Source organism: Dongia rigui (assembly GCF_034044635.1).
In the GTDB taxonomy this organism is placed as follows: Bacteria; Pseudomonadota; Alphaproteobacteria; order Dongiales; family Dongiaceae; genus Dongia; species Dongia rigui.
In genome coordinates, this window is the sequence record NZ_JAXCLX010000002.1 from 203,196 (window position 1) to 219,919 (window position 16,724).

The 16,724-nt window shown below is 59.9% G+C and carries 14 protein-coding genes; 9 read left to right on the forward strand and 5 right to left on the reverse strand.

The genetic code is table 11. From position 1 onward, the window contains the following. The first annotated feature begins 5 nt into the window (after nucleotides 1–5). A complete protein-coding gene (locus tag SMD31_RS12435; protein WP_320501217.1) occupies nucleotides 6–2,981 on the forward strand; it encodes an HD domain-containing phosphohydrolase in 2,976 nt (991 codons plus the stop codon). Between the two features lie 75 nt (nucleotides 2,982–3,056). On the opposite strand, the gene SMD31_RS12440 is transcribed toward SMD31_RS12435, so the two are convergent. Both SMD31_RS12440 and SMD31_RS12445 read right to left on the reverse strand, forming a co-directional pair. Further along, nucleotides 3,057–4,880: a DEAD/DEAH box helicase gene (locus SMD31_RS12440; RefSeq protein ID WP_320501218.1), complete on the reverse strand. Its 1,824-nt coding sequence runs from the start codon at nucleotides 4,878–4,880 to the stop codon at nucleotides 3,057–3,059. A 331-nt stretch (nucleotides 4,881–5,211) separates the two neighbouring features. Beyond that, on the reverse strand, nucleotides 5,212–5,904 hold the full coding sequence (locus SMD31_RS12445) for a hypothetical protein (protein ID WP_320501219.1): 693 nt from the start codon (nucleotides 5,902–5,904) through the stop codon (nucleotides 5,212–5,214). Between the two features lie 234 nt (nucleotides 5,905–6,138). Here SMD31_RS12445 and amaB point away from each other — a divergent pair, with 234 nt between their 5' ends. Continuing rightward, nucleotides 6,139–7,656: an L-piperidine-6-carboxylate dehydrogenase gene (amaB, locus tag SMD31_RS12450; protein WP_320501220.1), complete on the forward strand. Its 1,518-nt coding sequence runs from the start codon at nucleotides 6,139–6,141 to the stop codon at nucleotides 7,654–7,656. A 59-nt stretch (nucleotides 7,657–7,715) separates the two neighbouring features. Here amaB and SMD31_RS12455 read toward each other — a convergent pair whose 3' ends face one another. Then, complete coding sequence (locus SMD31_RS12455; protein WP_320501221.1) at nucleotides 7,716–8,891, reverse strand: MFS transporter; 1,176 nt, start codon at nucleotides 8,889–8,891, stop codon at nucleotides 7,716–7,718. 118 nt (nucleotides 8,892–9,009) lie between these two features. Beyond that, the gene (locus SMD31_RS12460) at nucleotides 9,010–9,135 is read right to left on the reverse strand and encodes a hypothetical protein (protein ID WP_320501222.1); all 126 of its coding nucleotides are present in this window, start codon (nucleotides 9,133–9,135) and stop codon (nucleotides 9,010–9,012) included. A gap of 211 nt (nucleotides 9,136–9,346) precedes the next feature. On the opposite strand from SMD31_RS12460, the gene SMD31_RS12465 reads away from it, so the two are divergent. From SMD31_RS12465 to SMD31_RS12495, 7 genes are all read left to right on the forward strand, one after another. After that, on the forward strand, nucleotides 9,347–10,939 hold the full coding sequence (locus tag SMD31_RS12465) for a hypothetical protein (RefSeq protein ID WP_320501223.1): 1,593 nt from the start codon (nucleotides 9,347–9,349) through the stop codon (nucleotides 10,937–10,939). Nucleotides 10,940–10,941: 2 nt separating this feature from the next. Then, nucleotides 10,942–11,640, forward strand: a complete 699-nt coding sequence (locus SMD31_RS12470; RefSeq protein WP_320501224.1) for a hypothetical protein — start codon at nucleotides 10,942–10,944, stop codon at nucleotides 11,638–11,640. Between the two features lie 162 nt (nucleotides 11,641–11,802). Next, nucleotides 11,803–12,507, forward strand: coding sequence for a hypothetical protein (locus SMD31_RS12475; RefSeq protein WP_320501225.1), 705 nt, complete (start codon nucleotides 11,803–11,805; stop codon nucleotides 12,505–12,507). A gap of 229 nt (nucleotides 12,508–12,736) precedes the next feature. Then, a complete protein-coding gene (locus SMD31_RS12480) occupies nucleotides 12,737–13,429 on the forward strand; it encodes a hypothetical protein (protein ID WP_320501226.1) in 693 nt (230 codons plus the stop codon). A gap of 133 nt (nucleotides 13,430–13,562) precedes the next feature. Beyond that, on the forward strand, nucleotides 13,563–14,063 hold the full coding sequence (locus SMD31_RS12485) for a hypothetical protein (protein WP_320501227.1): 501 nt from the start codon (nucleotides 13,563–13,565) through the stop codon (nucleotides 14,061–14,063). Between the two features lie 45 nt (nucleotides 14,064–14,108). After that, nucleotides 14,109–14,591 (forward strand): hypothetical protein, encoded by a 483-nt coding sequence (locus SMD31_RS12490; RefSeq protein ID WP_320501228.1) that lies wholly within the window; start codon nucleotides 14,109–14,111, stop codon nucleotides 14,589–14,591. Beyond that, on the forward strand, nucleotides 14,588–15,292 hold the full coding sequence (locus tag SMD31_RS12495; RefSeq protein ID WP_320501229.1) for a hypothetical protein: 705 nt from the start codon (nucleotides 14,588–14,590) through the stop codon (nucleotides 15,290–15,292). Before SMD31_RS12490 ends, SMD31_RS12495 begins: the two co-directional genes overlap by 4 nt. On the opposite strand, the gene SMD31_RS12500 is transcribed toward SMD31_RS12495, so the two are convergent. Then, entirely contained in the window at nucleotides 15,293–16,681 is a 1,389-nt protein-coding gene (locus SMD31_RS12500; RefSeq protein ID WP_320501230.1) for an aminotransferase-like domain-containing protein, read from the reverse strand. Between the last annotated feature and the right edge of the window lie 43 nt (nucleotides 16,682–16,724).

The window sequence follows — 16,724 nt, forward strand, 5'->3', positions numbered from 1 at the left end:
CTGGCATGGCACGTCCGAACCAGCAGTCCAAATCGCCCGTTGAGGTGCCCCTGTATCTGCTGGGAGCGGGCGGCATCACGCTCCTTCTCATGCTGGTGATCGCGACCTTTGCGTGGCACACCTATCGCGGCGCGCAGACGATCCTGCTGCAGACCTCGGACGAAACGACCCGCTACATCCGCGATACCTTGAGTGAAAAGGTGCAGCGCGTGCTGCTGCCGGCCCGCAACCAGATCACCCTGCTGGCCCACAGCGGATTTTCCAATGCCGATACCCTGGCGCGACGCCTTGATGAGATGCCGCTGGTGCTGGACGCACTCAACGAGAATCCGATCACGGACGCGATCTATATCGGGTATCCCAATGGCGAGTTCGTCCTGTTCCGCCCCTTGCGCGATGAAGCGATGCGCCGGCAGATGAAGGCGCCGCCCAATGCCACCTTGCTGGTGCAGTCGATGACCCAGGATGCGGTAGGCACGATGCTCGGCGAATTTCGATACTTCGACGCGGATCGCAAGCTGCTCGATGCCAGGTTCATGCCGAACTACAACTACGATCCGCGCACCCGGCCATGGTTTCAGTCGGCGTTCAAAGAGCAGGGCACGATCCTGACTGAGCCCTATCTGTTCTTCACCACGAAATCGGTCGGGATAACGCTGGCCAGCAAATCGACCGACGGCGCCGTCATCGTGGCGCTGGACCTGACCATTTCGTCGCTGGCCGAGGCGTTCAAAGACATCAACATCACGCCGTCCTCGGAACTGGCATTGGTTGGCCCCAGCGGGCAGGTGGTGGCCTATCGCGACAGCGCCAAGATGCTGGCGCTGCAGGCCGATGGTTCGGTCCGGTTGGTGAGCCTGGCGGAGCTCAAGGTCCCGGCGCTCGAGCGTGCCGGTGAACTCATTGGTACAGCGCGGGCGCGGTCCGTGGCCGAAATTGACGGACGTCGCTGGCAATTGTCCATGACGCGGATTCCGATCGAGGGCACCAAAGGCATCGACATGCTGATTGCGGTGCCTGAAGACGAACTGTTTGCGGGTGCGCGTGAAATTGTCGGGAAGCAGATCACAATGGCTCTGCTCATCTTGATCGCCGCCATCCTGCTGGGTTGGCTGGGCACGCGATTGCTGGTGAAGCCGATAAACCGCCTGGTTCGCGAGACGAAGGCGATCGCCTCTTTCGATCTGGAACAGGACGTCAATGTTCGCGCATCCATCAGCGAAGTGGCCGATCTGGCGCGCTCACTCAACAAGCTGAAACGGACATTGCGCAAGTTCATGGGCATCGGTCATGCCTTGGGCGCCGAGCGGGACCTCAAGTCCTTGCTGGATTTGGTGCTGCGCGAGACCATTGACCTGGTCGAAAGTGACGGTGGTGCCATCTACCTGCTGAATGAAGAAGCCAAGGTCATGCATCCCGAGATCGTGTTCTGGCATCACGCGCATGTCGGCGAGACGCGGGTGGCGCCACTCGACATGGGCGAAAGCGGCTTGCAAAGCGAGATCAGCGCCATATTGCATGACGGTCGCATCGGGCAGATCGAGCGGCGCATGGAATACAACGAACTCGAGGAATTCGGCCTCCGGGATCTGGTCGAGCGGGAGAATGCCCATCGCCTCGCTCTGCTGATCGTGCCATTGTTCAATCGCAAGCAGCAAGTGCTCGGTGTCCAGATCCTGGTGAAGACGCGTGGCGAAGCAGACGGCGCCTGGTCGCCGAGCAACCGCCTCATTGAACTGGTACGCGCCGTCGGCGCATCGGCCGGCATCGCCATCGAGAACAAGCAGTTGCTGCAGGCGCAGAAGGAACTGATGGATGCGCTGATCAAGCTCGTTGCCGGCGCAATCGACGCCAAGTCGAGCTATACCGGTGGACATTGTGCGCGCGTGCCGGCGCTGACCAGGATGCTGGCCGAGGCGACCTGCGCCGAAAAGACCGGACCCTTCGCGGAATTCGATCTGTCGGCGGAGGAATGGGAGGCGGTCGAGATCGGGTCGTGGCTGCATGATTGCGGCAAGGTCACGACGCCGGAATATGTGGTCGACAAGGCAACGAAGCTGGAGACGATCTATGATCGCATCCACGAGGTTCGAATGCGTTTCGAGGTACTCAAGCGCGATGCCGAGATCGCCTATTGGCAGGGGAGGGCCGAAGGCGGCGACGAGGCATCGTTGCGATCCGAAATGGTGGCGAGGCAGCGCCAGCTCGACGACGATTTCGCTTTCGTCGCCTCCTGCAATGAGGGCGGCGAGTTCATGGATCCCGCCAAGATCGAGCGCATCAAGACGATCGCCAGCAAGGTGTGGCGCCGGACGATCAGTAATCGCCAGGGCCTGTCCTATGAAGAGAAGAAACGCATGGACCGGACGCTTGAGCCGGCCCTGCCGGTCGAGGAGCCATTGCTCGCCGATCGCGAGGATCACATCTCGCCGCTGGAGCCGCGCGACTTGATCACGCCGGACAATCCCTGGGGTTTCCAGCTCAACGTGCCCAAATACAAGATGAACCGCGGCGAGGTCTATAATCTGTGCATCGGTCGCGGTACGCTCACCGAAGAAGAGCGATACCGAATCAACGATCACATCTCGCAGACGATTGTGATGCTGCAAAGCCTGCCGCTACCCAAACATCTGCGGGCTGTGCCGGAGATCGCTGGTGGCCATCACGAAAAGATGGATGGCACCGGCTATCCCAGACGCCTGAAGCGAGACGAGATGTCGCCGGTTGCTCGCATGATGGCGATTGCCGATGTATTCGAGGCGCTGACCGCCGCCGACCGGCCTTACAAGAAAGCGAAGAAGCTCAGCGAAGCGATCAAGATCATGGGTTTCATGAAGAAGGAAAACCATCTAGATCCGGACCTGCTCGACATCTTCCTGCGCCATCAGGTGTGGAAGCGCTATGCCGAGGAATTCCTGGAAGCGGATCAGATTGACATGCCGGATCTCGATTTCGTCCTGAACATAAAGCCAGCGGCCTGACACCGCGAGCTACAAAAGAAAACGCCGGCCGATGGATATCGGCCGGCGTCGCTTCGAAAACGTGATTTTGTAGGATTAGCCGCGCGGCTGGCTCTTACCGGCACGGTGCGGGCGCTGGCCGGCGCCCTGGCCACCCGGCTGACCGCCGCCTTGGCGGACGCGCGGGGCTTGACCGCGGCCGTCCTGTTCGGCGCGGGCGCGGTAATCGATGCGGCGATGCTCGCCATCGGGGCGAACCGGCTTCTGCTGGTTGTCGCCACGATGCTGACGGGTAGCCGCCATCCGGCGCTCGGCCTCGAAGCGGCTTTCACCATCGTGCTGATGGCCACGCTCATCGCGATGGCTGCCTTCATGGCGGTGGCCGCGGTCGTCACGATGCGGTCGCTCTGCCCGGCTTTCATCGCGGCGCGGACGATCGGCACGCTGTTCAGCTTGGCGCACGGGAGGCTGGTTGTGGCTGCGATCTTGGCGCGCCTCGCCACGGGGCTGGGTGCTGCGGGTGCGCTTTTCGCCCAAGGACTTCTCGCCCTGGCGTTTCGCGTCGCGGTTGCCGTCCTGGCGATTGCGGTCGCGGCGCTGTTCGCCACCGCGCTGGTCGCGACCGCGTTGGCCGCCGCGGCCGCTGCCCCGACGCTCGCCATTGCGAGCCTGGTCCATTTCGCGCGATTCGCGGATGTTCTGGGCGCGCTGCAGGGTGATCTGCTCGCCACCTTCGGCATCAGACCCAACCGCCAACGGATGATCGTCGACCACGGGGATCTTCATGCGCACAATCTTTTCGATGTCGCGCAGCAGGCTGCGCTCTTCACCGTCGCACAGGCTGATGGCGATGCCGGTGGCACCGGCCCGCGCCGTGCGACCGATACGGTGGACATAGCTTTCCGGTTCCAGCGGCAGGTCGAAATTGACGACATGGCTGATGTTGTCGATGTCGATGCCGCGGGCGGCGATATCGGTGGCGACCAGCACCTTGACCGCGCCGGTGCGGAAGGCGTTGAGCGCGATCTGGCGGGCGTTCTGGCCCTTGTTGCCGTGGATCGCGGCGCTGGAGAAGCCATCGCGCTCCAGATTCTCGGCCACACGGTCGGCACCGCGCTTGGTGCGGGTGAAGACGATCGTGCGCGTCACGTCCGCAGACGCCAGCAGATTGCTGAGCAGCTTCCGCTTGTTGGTACGGGAAACCATATAGACGATCTGGTCGATGCGCTCGGCGGTGGTCGATTGCGGCACGACTTCGACACGCTTGGGTTTGGTCAGCAGGCTCTGCGCCAGATCGGACACGTCATTCGGCATGGTGGCCGAGAACAGCAGCGTCTGGCGGCGGGCCGGCAGGAAGCCGACGATTTTCTTGATGTCGCGGATGAAACCCATGTCGAGCATGCGGTCGGCTTCATCGAGGACGAAGAACTCAACCGAGGTCAGCGTAATGTGACCCTGGTTCATGAGATCGAGCAACCGGCCCGGCGTCGCGACAACGAGGTCGATGCCACGGCGCATGGTGTTGACCTGCGGCATCTGACCGACGCCGCCGAAAATGACGGTCGAGCGCAGCGGCAGATGACGGCCATAGGTCTTGATGCTGTCGTTGATCTGGACGGCGAGTTCACGCGTCGGCGTCAAAATCAGCGCGCGCATCGATTTAGGCTGTGGCTGCTTGCGATTGGCCATCATGCGCTGGAGCATGGGCAGGGTAAAAGCAGCGGTCTTGCCCGTGCCGGTTTGGGCGAGGCCCAACAGGTCATGGCCTTCGAGCAGTGCGGGGATCGACTGCGCCTGGATCGGCGTCGGCTTGGTGTAGCCGGATTCGGTCACTGCCTGCATCAGCGGCTCGACCAGATTGAGGGAGGCGAAATCCGCCAGAACGTTCGTGGCGGGGGTGGTTTCGGTAAGCGTATTCAATGCCTGAAATCCTTTTCGGCAGTTGGTGTCATGCCGCAAGGTCTTGCGCTCGCACCATAAGGGCGCGGCAGGCAAATAGCCGGCGGGCGAACCCAAGGCGCGCCTGCTCAGGAATCTATGACGTGGGAATATGTATCTCGGGACGGACGCCGAAAAAGTGGCCGCGTGGAGCGGTCCAAGCCAGGGCGTAAGCGCGCAGTCCGCAAGAATTGCGAGAGAGATATGGAGCGAACCGCTGCTTAAGTCAAGGCGTTTGACGTATTAACCGACCCATACAGGGGCAACGCATCCCGCATGACCGGCAAAAATCGTTGCTGATTCAAACCGTTACTCAATCCGGCTTGATCTTCCAAAGGGTCGCTGACCATTTCAGAAAAGATTGGAAATCGGCGTAGCCGATCAGGTATTGGCCGCTCTGGTCACGTACCTTGCCGCCAAACTCGAGATAGGGGTTCTGCGTTGCCAGATAAACCTTGGGATCATTGATGATGAGCTGAAGGTTGTCGGGACCGCCGTCAAAGCCGACGATAAGCACGGCGCGCTTCTCGGCCTTTGTCTCGCCCTCATTGGGGGCCGGTTCGATTTGCACCAGAACCGGTCGCTCGAACTTGATCTCCTGGATGATGTCCTGCGGCGGGATCGTCTTGGCCTCTTCCCAGCGCATGGCGATCGGCAATTCGCCAAAGGATTCGTGAGCAAATTGCGGATAGCCTTTGACGATGCGGCTCACCGCTGTGAACTCGCTCTCATCCGGCGCCTTGTAGCAGTTCGGGGTGCCGGTCAGGAAATAAGCGAGGCTGCATTGCATGTCGCCAGGTCCGGTATTGGGCACGTCGTAATAGACCATGATCATTTCGGCGACACTGGCCCAGGCCTGGCCGGGGCCTGTTTCGGGCGCAGGGTCGATGTCGAGCAGGCTTTCCGCGCAGGCGGGCGCTGCCCAGCCGAGGCTGCCGGCGATCATTGCGGCGCAGGCAGCCGTCTTCAACCCATTCACCCACGACCCACTATCGAGGCGCGCCATACCGGAATCTCCCCTGGAAGATGAACTCTGTCCCCAGTCGGCATTCTTGCCGCCTTGGTGGGGGCAGGGCAAGTCCGGGGGTGCCAAATTGGCCGACAAATGCCGGTGCGAAAGGCTTCCGCGCCGCGAAAGTTCCCTGACGCCGGGCGAAATGTGGGTTCTCTTGTTGCCGAGTTGACAATGTCGGCGGCTCTGGCGCATGCATGGGCGCCATTTACTGGGAGCTGTTCCGTTATGAAACTCGACAAAGTGCTGAAGTCGCTTGGCCTTGACGGCAAAGCGCTGAAAAAGGGCGACCTCATCGTTCGCTCGCCCATCACCGGGGGCGAAGTTGCCCGCCTTGTGTGCGACGACGCCAAGGGTGCCGCGAAGAAGATCGGGAAGGCCCAGGCGGCGTTTCTTGCCTGGCGCCAGGTGCCGGCACCCAAGCGCGGCGAGCTCGTGCGCTTGCTCGGCGAAGAACTGCGCGCCCACAAGGCAGCGCTCGGTGAACTGGTGTCGATCGAAGCCGGCAAGATCACGACCGAAGGTCTGGGTGAAGTGCAGGAGATGATCGACATCTGCGACTTCGCGGTCGGTCTGTCGCGCCAACTCTACGGCCTCACCATTGCCTCGGAACGTCCTGGCCATCGCATGGCGGAAACCTGGCATCCGCTGGGGGTCGTCGGTGTCATCACCGCTTTCAATTTCCCCGTCGCGGTCTGGTCGTGGAACACGGCGCTGGCGCTGGTTGCCGGCAATTCGGTGGTGTGGAAGCCCAGCGAGAAGACACCGCTCACCGCCCTTGCCAGCGCCAAGATCTTCGGCAAGGCGGCGGCCCGCTTTGCCAAGGAAACCGGCACGGCGATCCCCGATGGCTTGCTTGAAGTTCTCATCGGCGCCCGCGAAGTGGGCGAAGTCATGGTCGACGATCCGCGCGTGGCATTGGTCTCGGCCACCGGGTCGACGCGCATGGGCCGCGAAGTGGCGCCGCGGGTCGCCAAGCGTTTCGGGCGTTCGCTGCTTGAGCTTGGTGGCAACAACGCGATGATCGTCTGCCCGTCGGCGGATTTGAAGCTGGCCGAGCGCGCGATCCTGTTCAGCGCGGTCGGCACGGCCGGTCAGCGCTGCACGAGCTTGCGCCGTCTCATCGTCCACGAGGAGATCTATGGCAAGTTGCTGCCGCGCTTGAAGAAGCTCTACGGCCAGGTGCCGGTGGGCAATCCACTGGAAGGTAAGGCTCTGATCGGTCCGCTGATCGATGCGGCCGCCTTCGAGGCGATGCAGAACGCGCTGAAACAGGCCAAGGCCGAGGGCGGCAAGGTGACGGGCGGCGAGCGCGTCAGCGTTGCCGGCTGCTCGGGCGGCTATTACGTGAAGCCCGCCATCGTCGAACTTGCGAAGCAGAGCCCGGTGATGACGCACGAGACCTTCGCGCCGATCCTTTATGTCGTGAAGTACAAGACGCTCGCTGAGGCGATCCAGCTGCAGAACGACGTGCCGCAGGGGCTTTCGTCCTGCATCTTCACCCGCGACGTGCGCGAGGCTGAGCTGTTCACCTCGGCGACCGGTTCCGATTGCGGCATCGCCAACGTCAACATCGGCCCGTCCGGCGCTGAAATTGGCGGTGCCTTCGGCGGCGAAAAGGAAACCGGCGGCGGGCGCGAGAGCGGCTCGGATGCGTGGAAGGCCTATATGCGCCGTGCCACCAACACCATCAACTACTCCGACCAGTTGCCGCTGGCCCAGGGCGTGAAGTTCGATATCGGCTAAGGCCGGCCCGATCTGCAGAACGAGAGACGGGGTGCCAGTGATGGCACCCCGTTTTGTTTTCAGTGCGCGATCACCCAGAGGCGTTCCAGGCGGCGGTGATAGGCCGTGACGAGCCCTACCGCGCCGCTCGCCAAGGCGAGGAATAGGAAGAGCCCGGTCGGTCCCCAAGCCTCCATCGCAAAACCAGCGCCGAGGGGCCCGAGTGCCGCGCCGATGCCGTTGACGAACAGCAGGGCGCCAGTCGTGGCCAGTGTGCAGCCGCCGCCCGTTCGTTCGTTGGCCGCACGGTCATTGGCGAGTGCCGCGCCGACGCCATAGATCGGCGCCATGATTGCGGTCAGCAAGCCGATGAACATAACCAAGGTGATCATGCCGCCACCGGCGAAGAGCGCCATACCCGTACATAAGGCGATGCCGGAGAAGACGATGCCCTTGGCGACCGACAGCCGCTCGCGCACCCGGTCGGACAGGTGGCCGATGGGGAACTGTCCGGCAATGCCGGCAATCGCCGCCACGGTCAGCAGCAGCGACAGATCGCCATTGCCGAGGCCGGTCTCCACCGCATAGCTCGGCAGCAGGCCATGCAGCCCGCCATTGATGATGCCGGAGCCGAAGCAGATGGCGAGTGCTACCGGCGGCACGGCGCGGAAATGGGCGATGCTGAGTGCGCCATGCGACGGCACCGGCAATTCCGCCCGGCGTGACAACAGCACGGGCAAGGTGGTGAGGGCGATGAGCGCCCCGGCGATGATGAAGCAGATGACGCCGCCGCTGCCTTCCGCCAGCACCGCGACGGGCGAGGCGCCGGCCGTGAGCCAGGATGCCGTCATATAGACGCTGTAGAGCCGGCCGCGATTGCCGCGGGAGGCCAGCACGTTGAGCAGGCTCTCGGCGATCGTGTAGATGCCGGCCATGGCGAAGCCGCACAGGGCAGAGAGCAGCAGCCAGAATAGCACGTCGAACAAGACGGCATGCGCCACGAGACTCACCGCGGCGAGCAGGGCCAGCAGCGCAATCGTGCGCCGGGCACCGAGTTGCAGGATGAGGTGCCGGCAGATCTGCGTGCCGCCCAGATAGCCCACGGAATAGGCCGAGGCGACGATGCCGATCATCGATGTGGAGACGCCACCATCTTCGAGGCGCAGTGAGATCAGCGGCGAGACCAGAGCCAGAGCCGTCTCGAAGCCGGCCACCGCGATGAGGGCGGGCAGGAACAAGAAGAGGGAGGTACGCATGATCGGAAACTCCGGTCGGCAGGCAAGCGACAACAGCGGGTGAAGCGGGCGCGCGCCGTGAGGCGCGGTCCGTTCAGGAACGTCATCAAGCTCTAAGGATGGCGGAAGGGTCGGAGCTCTAGCGTTCGATGTCGCCGCGTTCGAGCGGCCCGCTCGGCGGCAGATCCGGCAGCAAGACAAGCGCATGCCGCCCGAGCCAAAGCCCGGTCATGCGTAAATCGCCATGTCGCCGCGGATAGGTCATCTGAGTTCCTCGTTAAGACCGGCAAGTTAGCGGCGGAGCGCTAATAAGTCAATAATAACAGCTATATGAAACGCATTTCCTGAATGACGGTTCACTCGGACGGTGCGGAAAATCCAGCCGAGTGCAGCGCATTAGCATACTGTTCCTATTTTGTTCTTTACAAGAAGCGTAATTCATGTTACGTCTAATCCATAATTTTTCGGAGATTGGCATGGCCCCCGTCAACCCTCGTCCCAGACCCTACGCAGAGCGTCCGTCCGGCCCGCTCACACCGAAACCTGCCAACGACAATGTGCTCGGGACCTGGGAGAACGGCGTGTTCCGCTTCGCGTCGCCCGAGGCGAAGGAGAAGTGGCGGCGCAAATCCTACGAACAGGGCGTCGGCGAGGAGACTTGGCATCTCGGCAAAGAGATGGACTCACAAAGCGTCGATCTCATGAAAGCGGGGCTCGGCGGTGCCAACGCAGCTTTCTATCAGGCACCCGACGGCACCTATCGGCGGATGAATCCAAAGACGATCGAAAGCCAAGAAGCGCGCGATCATCGCAGTAAGTATCTCGTCGGCAAGACGATAGATCAGATCGCCAAAGCCAATGGCATGCCGGGTGCCGATCAGTGGGTGGCGAAGGGTAGAGAGGTTCCGGATGCCGCGAATGACAATGCCGCCGGTCTGACAGCGCTAACGCCGATCCAGTCGCTGAAAGTTCCATCCGCGGAGGACAAGAAGCCGCCATCGGCAGTGCTGCCGATACGGACCGACCAAGGTGCCGGCCAAATGATGGCCGGCCGATTTGGCGCGATGAAGCCTGCGTTGGAGAGTGCCGACAAGCAGAGCGCTGATGACCTTGGGCGCATCGCCGTGAACGCGGTCCTCGGCAACTATGGGGATGAAGCCAGGGCTGCGTTGGGCGCTACCAGTTCATTGTGGGATGGCAAGTCCTTTGCCGAGACCTACGACAGCAACCTCCAGGTCGAAAGGCAGGCAACTGCGGCGGCCCAGGAGCGACAGGGTCTGACTGGCACTGGCGTGGAACTCCTCACCAGTTTCATTCCGATCGTCGGCGATGCCTCCGGTGCTCTGGCGGACTTTAAGGATTGGCAAGAGCACGGCGACGAATGGGGCTGGAGCGACTATGGCCTCGTTGCCCTCGGCCTCATACCAGAGATGCCGAATCGAAAGGCAGTCAAAGGTGCGGAGAAAATCGGCGAGGAGTTGATTGAGGTCGCTGGCGAGGCCGGCGATGAGATAGCTGGTCTCGGCAAAAAGGGCTCAAAGGTTGCTGATGCCGCTGAAGCAGCGAAGGTCAACTACAAGGCCCTGGTCGAAGAGGCGAAGAGTAAAGTCTATCTTGAGGGTGACGCGAGGAAATTAGATAGATCGACGCGTGGCATCATCTACGTGAAAGAAAAGGCGGGAGGTACGGAAGCGGCGAAAGAGTTCATGAAGACTCATCCTGACGTCATTTATGATGCCGAGAACGACATGTTTCACGTCCCAGCCATATGCTACGACAACCCCAATCCCAATGGGTATCCCTTTATCAAGCTCGATGCAGCTAGCGTGTTCGGTGAGAATATCGAACTCGTACTAACTGACGTGAAGACAAAGATGGCCATCTGGAATCAGGAAACTCAGAATAAGGCCCGTGTTACGCTCGGGCGCCTGCAAAGTGCACTTAGGCAAAACCCTGGGATAAAAGTTCACTATCAATTCAAAACGCGAGAGGCCGCTGAGGCTGCCCAAAATTTTCTTGAAGCCAACGACTTCGCAGATATCGTTGTTGTCACCGTGCGGGAGCAATGAGTATGAGTAATTTTGAGTGTTTCATTCACTATCCGCCGCGCCATGAAGAAGCTGTTGAATCGCGTCACGCTGACGTCGTGAACCGGATGAAGGCGCAAGATGGTATTTTGTCGTGGCGCAACTTGGATACTCCTGAGGCCCCATCATTTGGCAGAGAACTGATCGCATCTTACAAGCTGATCTATCCGATACCGTCGCTGGTAGTGACGGGCCTCTATACATATCGCGGTTCAAACTACGCTTATGAAGATCGGATATCGTATGACGACAAGCTGATTTTTGGTTTCGACATTGACCAAATCGGCGAATTATATGCGCCCATTCTGCACAAAGAGCTGCCGGCGGTGGTTGAGGCGTTTCAAGGTTACTTGCTGCGAGCCTTCTACTCAGCTTATGCCACTAAATATCATGCACTTCACAAAGATGCGCTGGATATTTTACGTGGTAAAGGCAATGTCAATGTGAACGGCCGTAACAACGTGTTTTCTCTTCAACCAGCTCAGTATTGGACTGAAGGGGTCTGTCAGAAAGCTATGGGTTACGGCCGCGACGAGGTGATCAAGCGTCTCTCTGGCAAGGTGCCGTTGGTGAGGCCGTTGATGGATGGGGTCTATGTCGTGTTCAACGACAATCCCGATCTCACTTTCGATGAGTTCTGCGCCTATAATGACCGGTTGAAGCCGGTGTTGGGGCTGCAGTAACGCGCGGACAGTCAGGTTGGAGCGCGCCAAGCGAGCCGTCCAACAGAATCCAGGCTACAGATTGATGTACGAATTCGATACTGATGAGGCAGCGGAAGAGGCGCGCATTTTCATTAGAGACAATAAGTTCTCAGCGTATGTTCAGGTTGGAGTCAGAAAGCCATGAGGCGCAGCAATTTTCGCTTTTATATCCATTCTCGTGCCAGCCACGACACGTCAATCGAGACTCGGCATACAGCATTTGCAGCTAGGATGATGAAACTGCCGCCACCACTCGGTTGGAAAGGACTCAATGTGCCTCCGGCACCTGATTGTGGAGACGAGCTCGGAGCCAGTTTTGAAATTGTGTATGCAATCCCGGGCCTGGAGCTGGATGGCCGTTACATATACCGTGGCGAGACGTACAAGTATGAAGATGAAGCGTTCTATGATGATAAGGTCTGGATCAGTTTCGCGCCAAAGAGCGCGGAGATCGATTATCGATCGATGCTTCATGAGCATTTTCCTGGCGTAGTAGTTGCCTTTGAAGGTTATGCCGCACACGGCTACTTTGGTGGTTATGTTGTCAATTTTGAAGACTTGCATGCCGCTGAACTTCAGAAGCTGCAAGATCGGCCAGATATTGATGTCAATGGCCGCAACAACATCTTCACGCTCAATGTCGTCCAATACTGGGATGCCGAGCTTTGTCAGCGCGCTCTGGGATACGGCCGTGACGAGGTCATCAAGCGTCTCTCTGGCAAGGTGCCGTTGGTGAGGCCGTTGATGGACGGGGTCTATGTCGTCTTCAACGACAACCCGGATCTCACCTTTGAGGAGTTCTGCGCGTACAACGACCGGCTGAAGCCGGTGTTGGGCCTTCAGTAGCGCGCAGATGTTCAGCCACCGCCGGCACGGGTGTTGTGGGTGGGTTCGGTGAGCGTGTTTGCGACCGTCGTCAGAGCAAGGTCGAGGCTCTCGCGGTCGGTCTTGAGAACGGGGTCTTCCGCTTCGCCTCGCCCGAGGCAAGAGACAAGTGGAAGCGTAAGTCCGATGAGCAGGGCGTCGGCGAGGAGACCAGGCATCTCTGCAAAGAGATTGACGGGCAGGATAAAGAATGATTGATCTTTTTGTTTATAGACGCCCTGCACTGCAACAGAGTGTGGAGGATCGCTATCAAGAGATTACAAAGAAAATGCTGTTGGTTGATCAGCCATTTGGTTGGCAAGGAATGAAACTTCCACCGACGCCATCCTTTGACGAAGATGGTCTCACTGCTCATTTCGAAGTCAGCTATCCATCCAGCAATATTCATCACCACGGCTACTTTCATCTACGCGACGCCAACTACCTGTCTGAGGATCGTGCAGCGAAAGACGATGCGATGTCGTTTAGTATTGGTCAGCGCGATCAACCCCAATATTCGAACATCCTGCTCAAATATTTTCCCCAGCTGGTGGCCGCATTTGATGCTTACCGTGCAGTTGCCTACTTTGATAATTATGTCGTGTTGTACTATCAGACTTATGCGGAAGCGTTAAAAAAGCTAAGAACGCGGCCCGATGTGAACGTTAACGGCCGAAACAATATTTTTACGCTTCACCCCGCCCAATACTGGGATGCCGAGCTTTGTCAGCGCGCTATGGGCTATGGCCGCGACGAGGTCATCAAGCGTCTCACGGGCAAGGTGCCGCTCGTTCGGCCATTGATGGACGGGGTCTATGTCGTGTTCAACGACAATCCCGATCTCACTTTCGATGAGTTCTGCGCCTATAATGACCGGTTGAAGCCGGTGTTGGGGCTGCAGTAACGCGCGGACAGTCAGGTTGCCGCAGGCGCGACACCGCCAACGCTGCTTCATCCTCTGAAGTATCCTTTCAGTCGAAGAGAAGAAGCCGCCATCGGCAGTGCCCCCTGCACGGACCGACCAAGGTGCCGGGCAAATGTTGGCCGGCCGATTTGGCGCGATGAAGCCTGCGTTGAACAGCGCGGACAAGCAGGGCGCCGATGACATCGGGCGCATCGCCGTCAACTCATTGCTCGGCAACTATGGCGACGAAGCCCGGGCTGGGTTGAGCGCCATTGGCTCATTGTGGGATGGGAAGTCCTTTGACGAAGCTTATGACACCAACCTCCAAGCCGAAAAGGAAGCAACTGCAGCGGCCCAGGAGCGGCAGGGTCTGACTGGCACCGGCGTAGAACTCCTCACCAGCTTCATTCCTGTCGTTGGTGATGTTTCTGGCGCCTTGGCAGACTACAAGGACTGGAAAGAGCACGGAGACGAATGGGGGTGGGAGGATTATGGCCTCGTTGCCCTTGGCTTGGTACCGGAGATGCCGAATCGAAAGGCAGTCAAAGGTGCAGAAAAAGTCGGCGAGGAATTGCTAGAGACGGTTGCCAAGAGCGGCGACGAGGTTGCCGGTCTCGGCGAGACCAACGTGTAAGCCGAACACTCAGCGAGTGTTGGATCGATTGATCATCGCGCCAAGTTGGAAGAGGCTAAGGGAAACGTGCTTTCTTCAAAACAGGCTAGAGGTCTCGAATCTGAAAACCGGGGAGTGATATACGTTCAAGGCAATTTGCAAGGCTCCGAACGTGCTCGCGCGCACCAATCAGGTGGCACGGGTGCTTTCAGCGATATTGAGTCCAAAAAGTTCGCGGATCCCGCACTTAGGTTTGATAATCCAAATCCTCGAGGTCTCAGTTTCATTCGCTTCGATAGCGCATTCGCTGCAGCCGACAACAGCCATACGGTTCTAGTGGACAGCAAGACGAAACTCGCCACTTGGAGTAAAAGAACGCAAAAGAAGACGCTGAACACGCTGGAGCGCGTTAAGCACGCGGTAATTCAAAACCCTGGGCACAAAGTAATGTATGAATTTGACAGCGAAGAAGCAGCTGAAGCGGCGCTGACATTCATACGCAAAAACGGCTATTCGCAGTACATTGAAGTTGGGATCAGTAAGCCATGAAACGCAATATTCTTGATTTCTACATGCATTTTCGCGCGCGCCATGAAGAATCGATCGAAGAGCGACATGAGGCATTCGCCAATAACATGCTCAACTTGCCAACGCCTCTTGGATGGCGAGGCCTTAAAATACCGCCATCACCAGATTGTGGCGAATACCTGGGGGCGAGTTTCGATATTGAATATCCTGTTCGGGGCCTAGAGCTTCAGGGCCGATATGTCTTCCGTGGCGAAACGTACGAGTATGAAGATGAAGCCACTTACGATGATAAGGTTTGGATTACGTTTCCGACACACAGCCAACACTTAGACTATCGCGAAATGCTGCATCAACACCTTGCTCGAGCCATGGAGGCATTTGGCGGATACTCTGCTCACGGATACTTCAATGGATATGTCGTAAAGTACGAGGATCTACACGGGGCGGAAATTCAGGCACTACGCAATCGCCCGGGCGTCGACGTCAATGGCCGCAACAACATCTTCACGCTCAATGTAACGCAATATTGGGACGCCGAGCTCTGCCAACGTGCGCTGGGCTATGGCCGCGATGAGGTCATCAAACGTCTCACCGGCAAGGTGCCGTTGGTGAGGCCGTTGATGGACGGCGTCTATGTCGTCTTCAACGACAATCCGGATCTCACCTTCGAAGAGTTCTGCGCTTACAACGACCGGCTGAAGCCGGTGTTGGGGCTGCAGTAATTAGACGACTGCCGGCACGGGTCTGCCGGCGGGTTCGGTGAGGGTGGTAGCGACCGTGGTAAGAGCGAGGTCGAGACTCTCCCGGTCGGTAGCGGCGCCGAGGCAGAGGCGCACGGCCTCGGGCGGCTGTTCAGTGACGGCGAAGGCGTCGCTTGCCACCACGGCGATGTTCTGCCGTTGCAGATGCCGCACGAAGGCCGCGCGCGGCCAGGCTTCCGGCAGATGCAGCCAGAGATGATAGGCCTCCGGTGCGGTCTTGAGCGATGTGCGCGGCAGGCGGCCGGTGGCGAGACGCTGGCGTGCCACCGACTCGTCGCGCAGCGACGATAGCAGGCGCGTGGCAATCCCTTCGAGAATCCAATGGCTGGCAAGCGCCAGCATGAGGGGCGGGGTCATCTGGCTCACCGCGCGCAACGCACCGGCGAGGCGCTCGGCCATCCAGGCATCCGGCACGACCATGTAGGTGACGCGGAGCGCCGGTGTCAGCACTTTTGACAGCCCGCCAAGATAGATCGTGATATCCGGTGCAAGGCGCGCCAAAGCCGGCGGCGCGTTGCGGGCGAGGAGGCCGTAGGAATCATCCTCGATGATGGTGAGGCCATTGCGCCGCGCCACATCGGCGATCTGCTGTCGCCGTGTTTCCGACATCGTCGCCGTGGTCGGGTTGTGGAGGGTCGGCGCGCAATAGAGCAATTTGACGCGGCCCGATTGGCAGGCAGCGTCCAAGGCGTCCGGCAGCAGCCCCTCGTCGTCCATGGCAATGCCTTCCATGCGCAGGCCGAGATGCTCGGCGGCGGCACGGAAGCCGGGATAGGTGAGGGCTTCGGTGAGGATGCGGTCGCCGGACTTTGCATAGGTGGTGAGGATCGCGGTGAGCGCCAATTGCGTGCCGCCGGCGATGAGCAGGCGTTCCAGCGGAACCGCGCCGACGCGATCCTGCAGCCAACGACCGCCCGCCGCGCGGTCGGCCGCCGTCCCAGCACTGTCACGATAGGTCATCAAGGTGCCGAAATCCGCGCGGCCGGTGATCGCCTCCATGCCGTCGCGCACCAGGCCGGCGATATCGGTGGCGGCCGAGAGCGGCGGCAGGTTCATGCTCATATCGATCGGCGATTGCGCCGCGTCGCGCCGCAAGGGTGCCCGCACAAAAGTTCCCCGCCCGACGGTCGCGTCGATGAGACCGCGCCGTCGTGCCTCGGCATAACCGCGGCTGACCGTGGTGAAGTCGATCCCGAGAGCCTCGGCGAGGGCGCGCTGGGTCGGCAATTGCTGGCCAGGGCTCACGCGACCCGCCTGCAAGTCAGCCGCAAGCCGGTCGGCGATCGCGAGGTAAAGCGGGCCATCATCGTCGCGCATGTCGGGCAGCCAGGGGCATGTCTTCTGTCGCATGGGTCTTGCAATTCTCTGTCTTGGGCGTATATCGATACATACA

Coding starts and splice junctions, on each gene's coding strand:
- SMD31_RS12480 (WP_320501226.1), top strand. CDS start 12,737: ATGATTGATCTTTTTGTTTATAGACGCCCTGCACTGCAACAGAGTGTG.
- SMD31_RS12435 (WP_320501217.1), top strand. CDS start 6: ATGGCACGTCCGAACCAGCAGTCCAAATCGCCCGTTGAGGTGCCCCTG.
- SMD31_RS12470 (WP_320501224.1), top strand. CDS start 10,942: ATGAGTAATTTTGAGTGTTTCATTCACTATCCGCCGCGCCATGAAGAA.
- SMD31_RS12445 (WP_320501219.1), bottom strand. CDS start 5,904: ATGGCGCGCCTCGATAGTGGGTCGTGGGTGAATGGGTTGAAGACGGCT.
- amaB (WP_320501220.1), top strand. CDS start 6,139: ATGAAACTCGACAAAGTGCTGAAGTCGCTTGGCCTTGACGGCAAAGCG.
- SMD31_RS12500 (WP_320501230.1), bottom strand. CDS start 16,681: ATGCGACAGAAGACATGCCCCTGGCTGCCCGACATGCGCGACGATGAT.
- SMD31_RS12455 (WP_320501221.1), bottom strand. CDS start 8,891: ATGCGTACCTCCCTCTTCTTGTTCCTGCCCGCCCTCATCGCGGTGGCC.
- SMD31_RS12465 (WP_320501223.1), top strand. CDS start 9,347: ATGGCCCCCGTCAACCCTCGTCCCAGACCCTACGCAGAGCGTCCGTCC.
- SMD31_RS12495 (WP_320501229.1), top strand. CDS start 14,588: ATGAAACGCAATATTCTTGATTTCTACATGCATTTTCGCGCGCGCCAT.
- SMD31_RS12460 (WP_320501222.1), bottom strand. CDS start 9,135: ATGACCTATCCGCGGCGACATGGCGATTTACGCATGACCGGGCTTTGG.
- SMD31_RS12485 (WP_320501227.1), top strand. CDS start 13,563: ATGTTGGCCGGCCGATTTGGCGCGATGAAGCCTGCGTTGAACAGCGCG.
- SMD31_RS12475 (WP_320501225.1), top strand. CDS start 11,803: ATGAGGCGCAGCAATTTTCGCTTTTATATCCATTCTCGTGCCAGCCAC.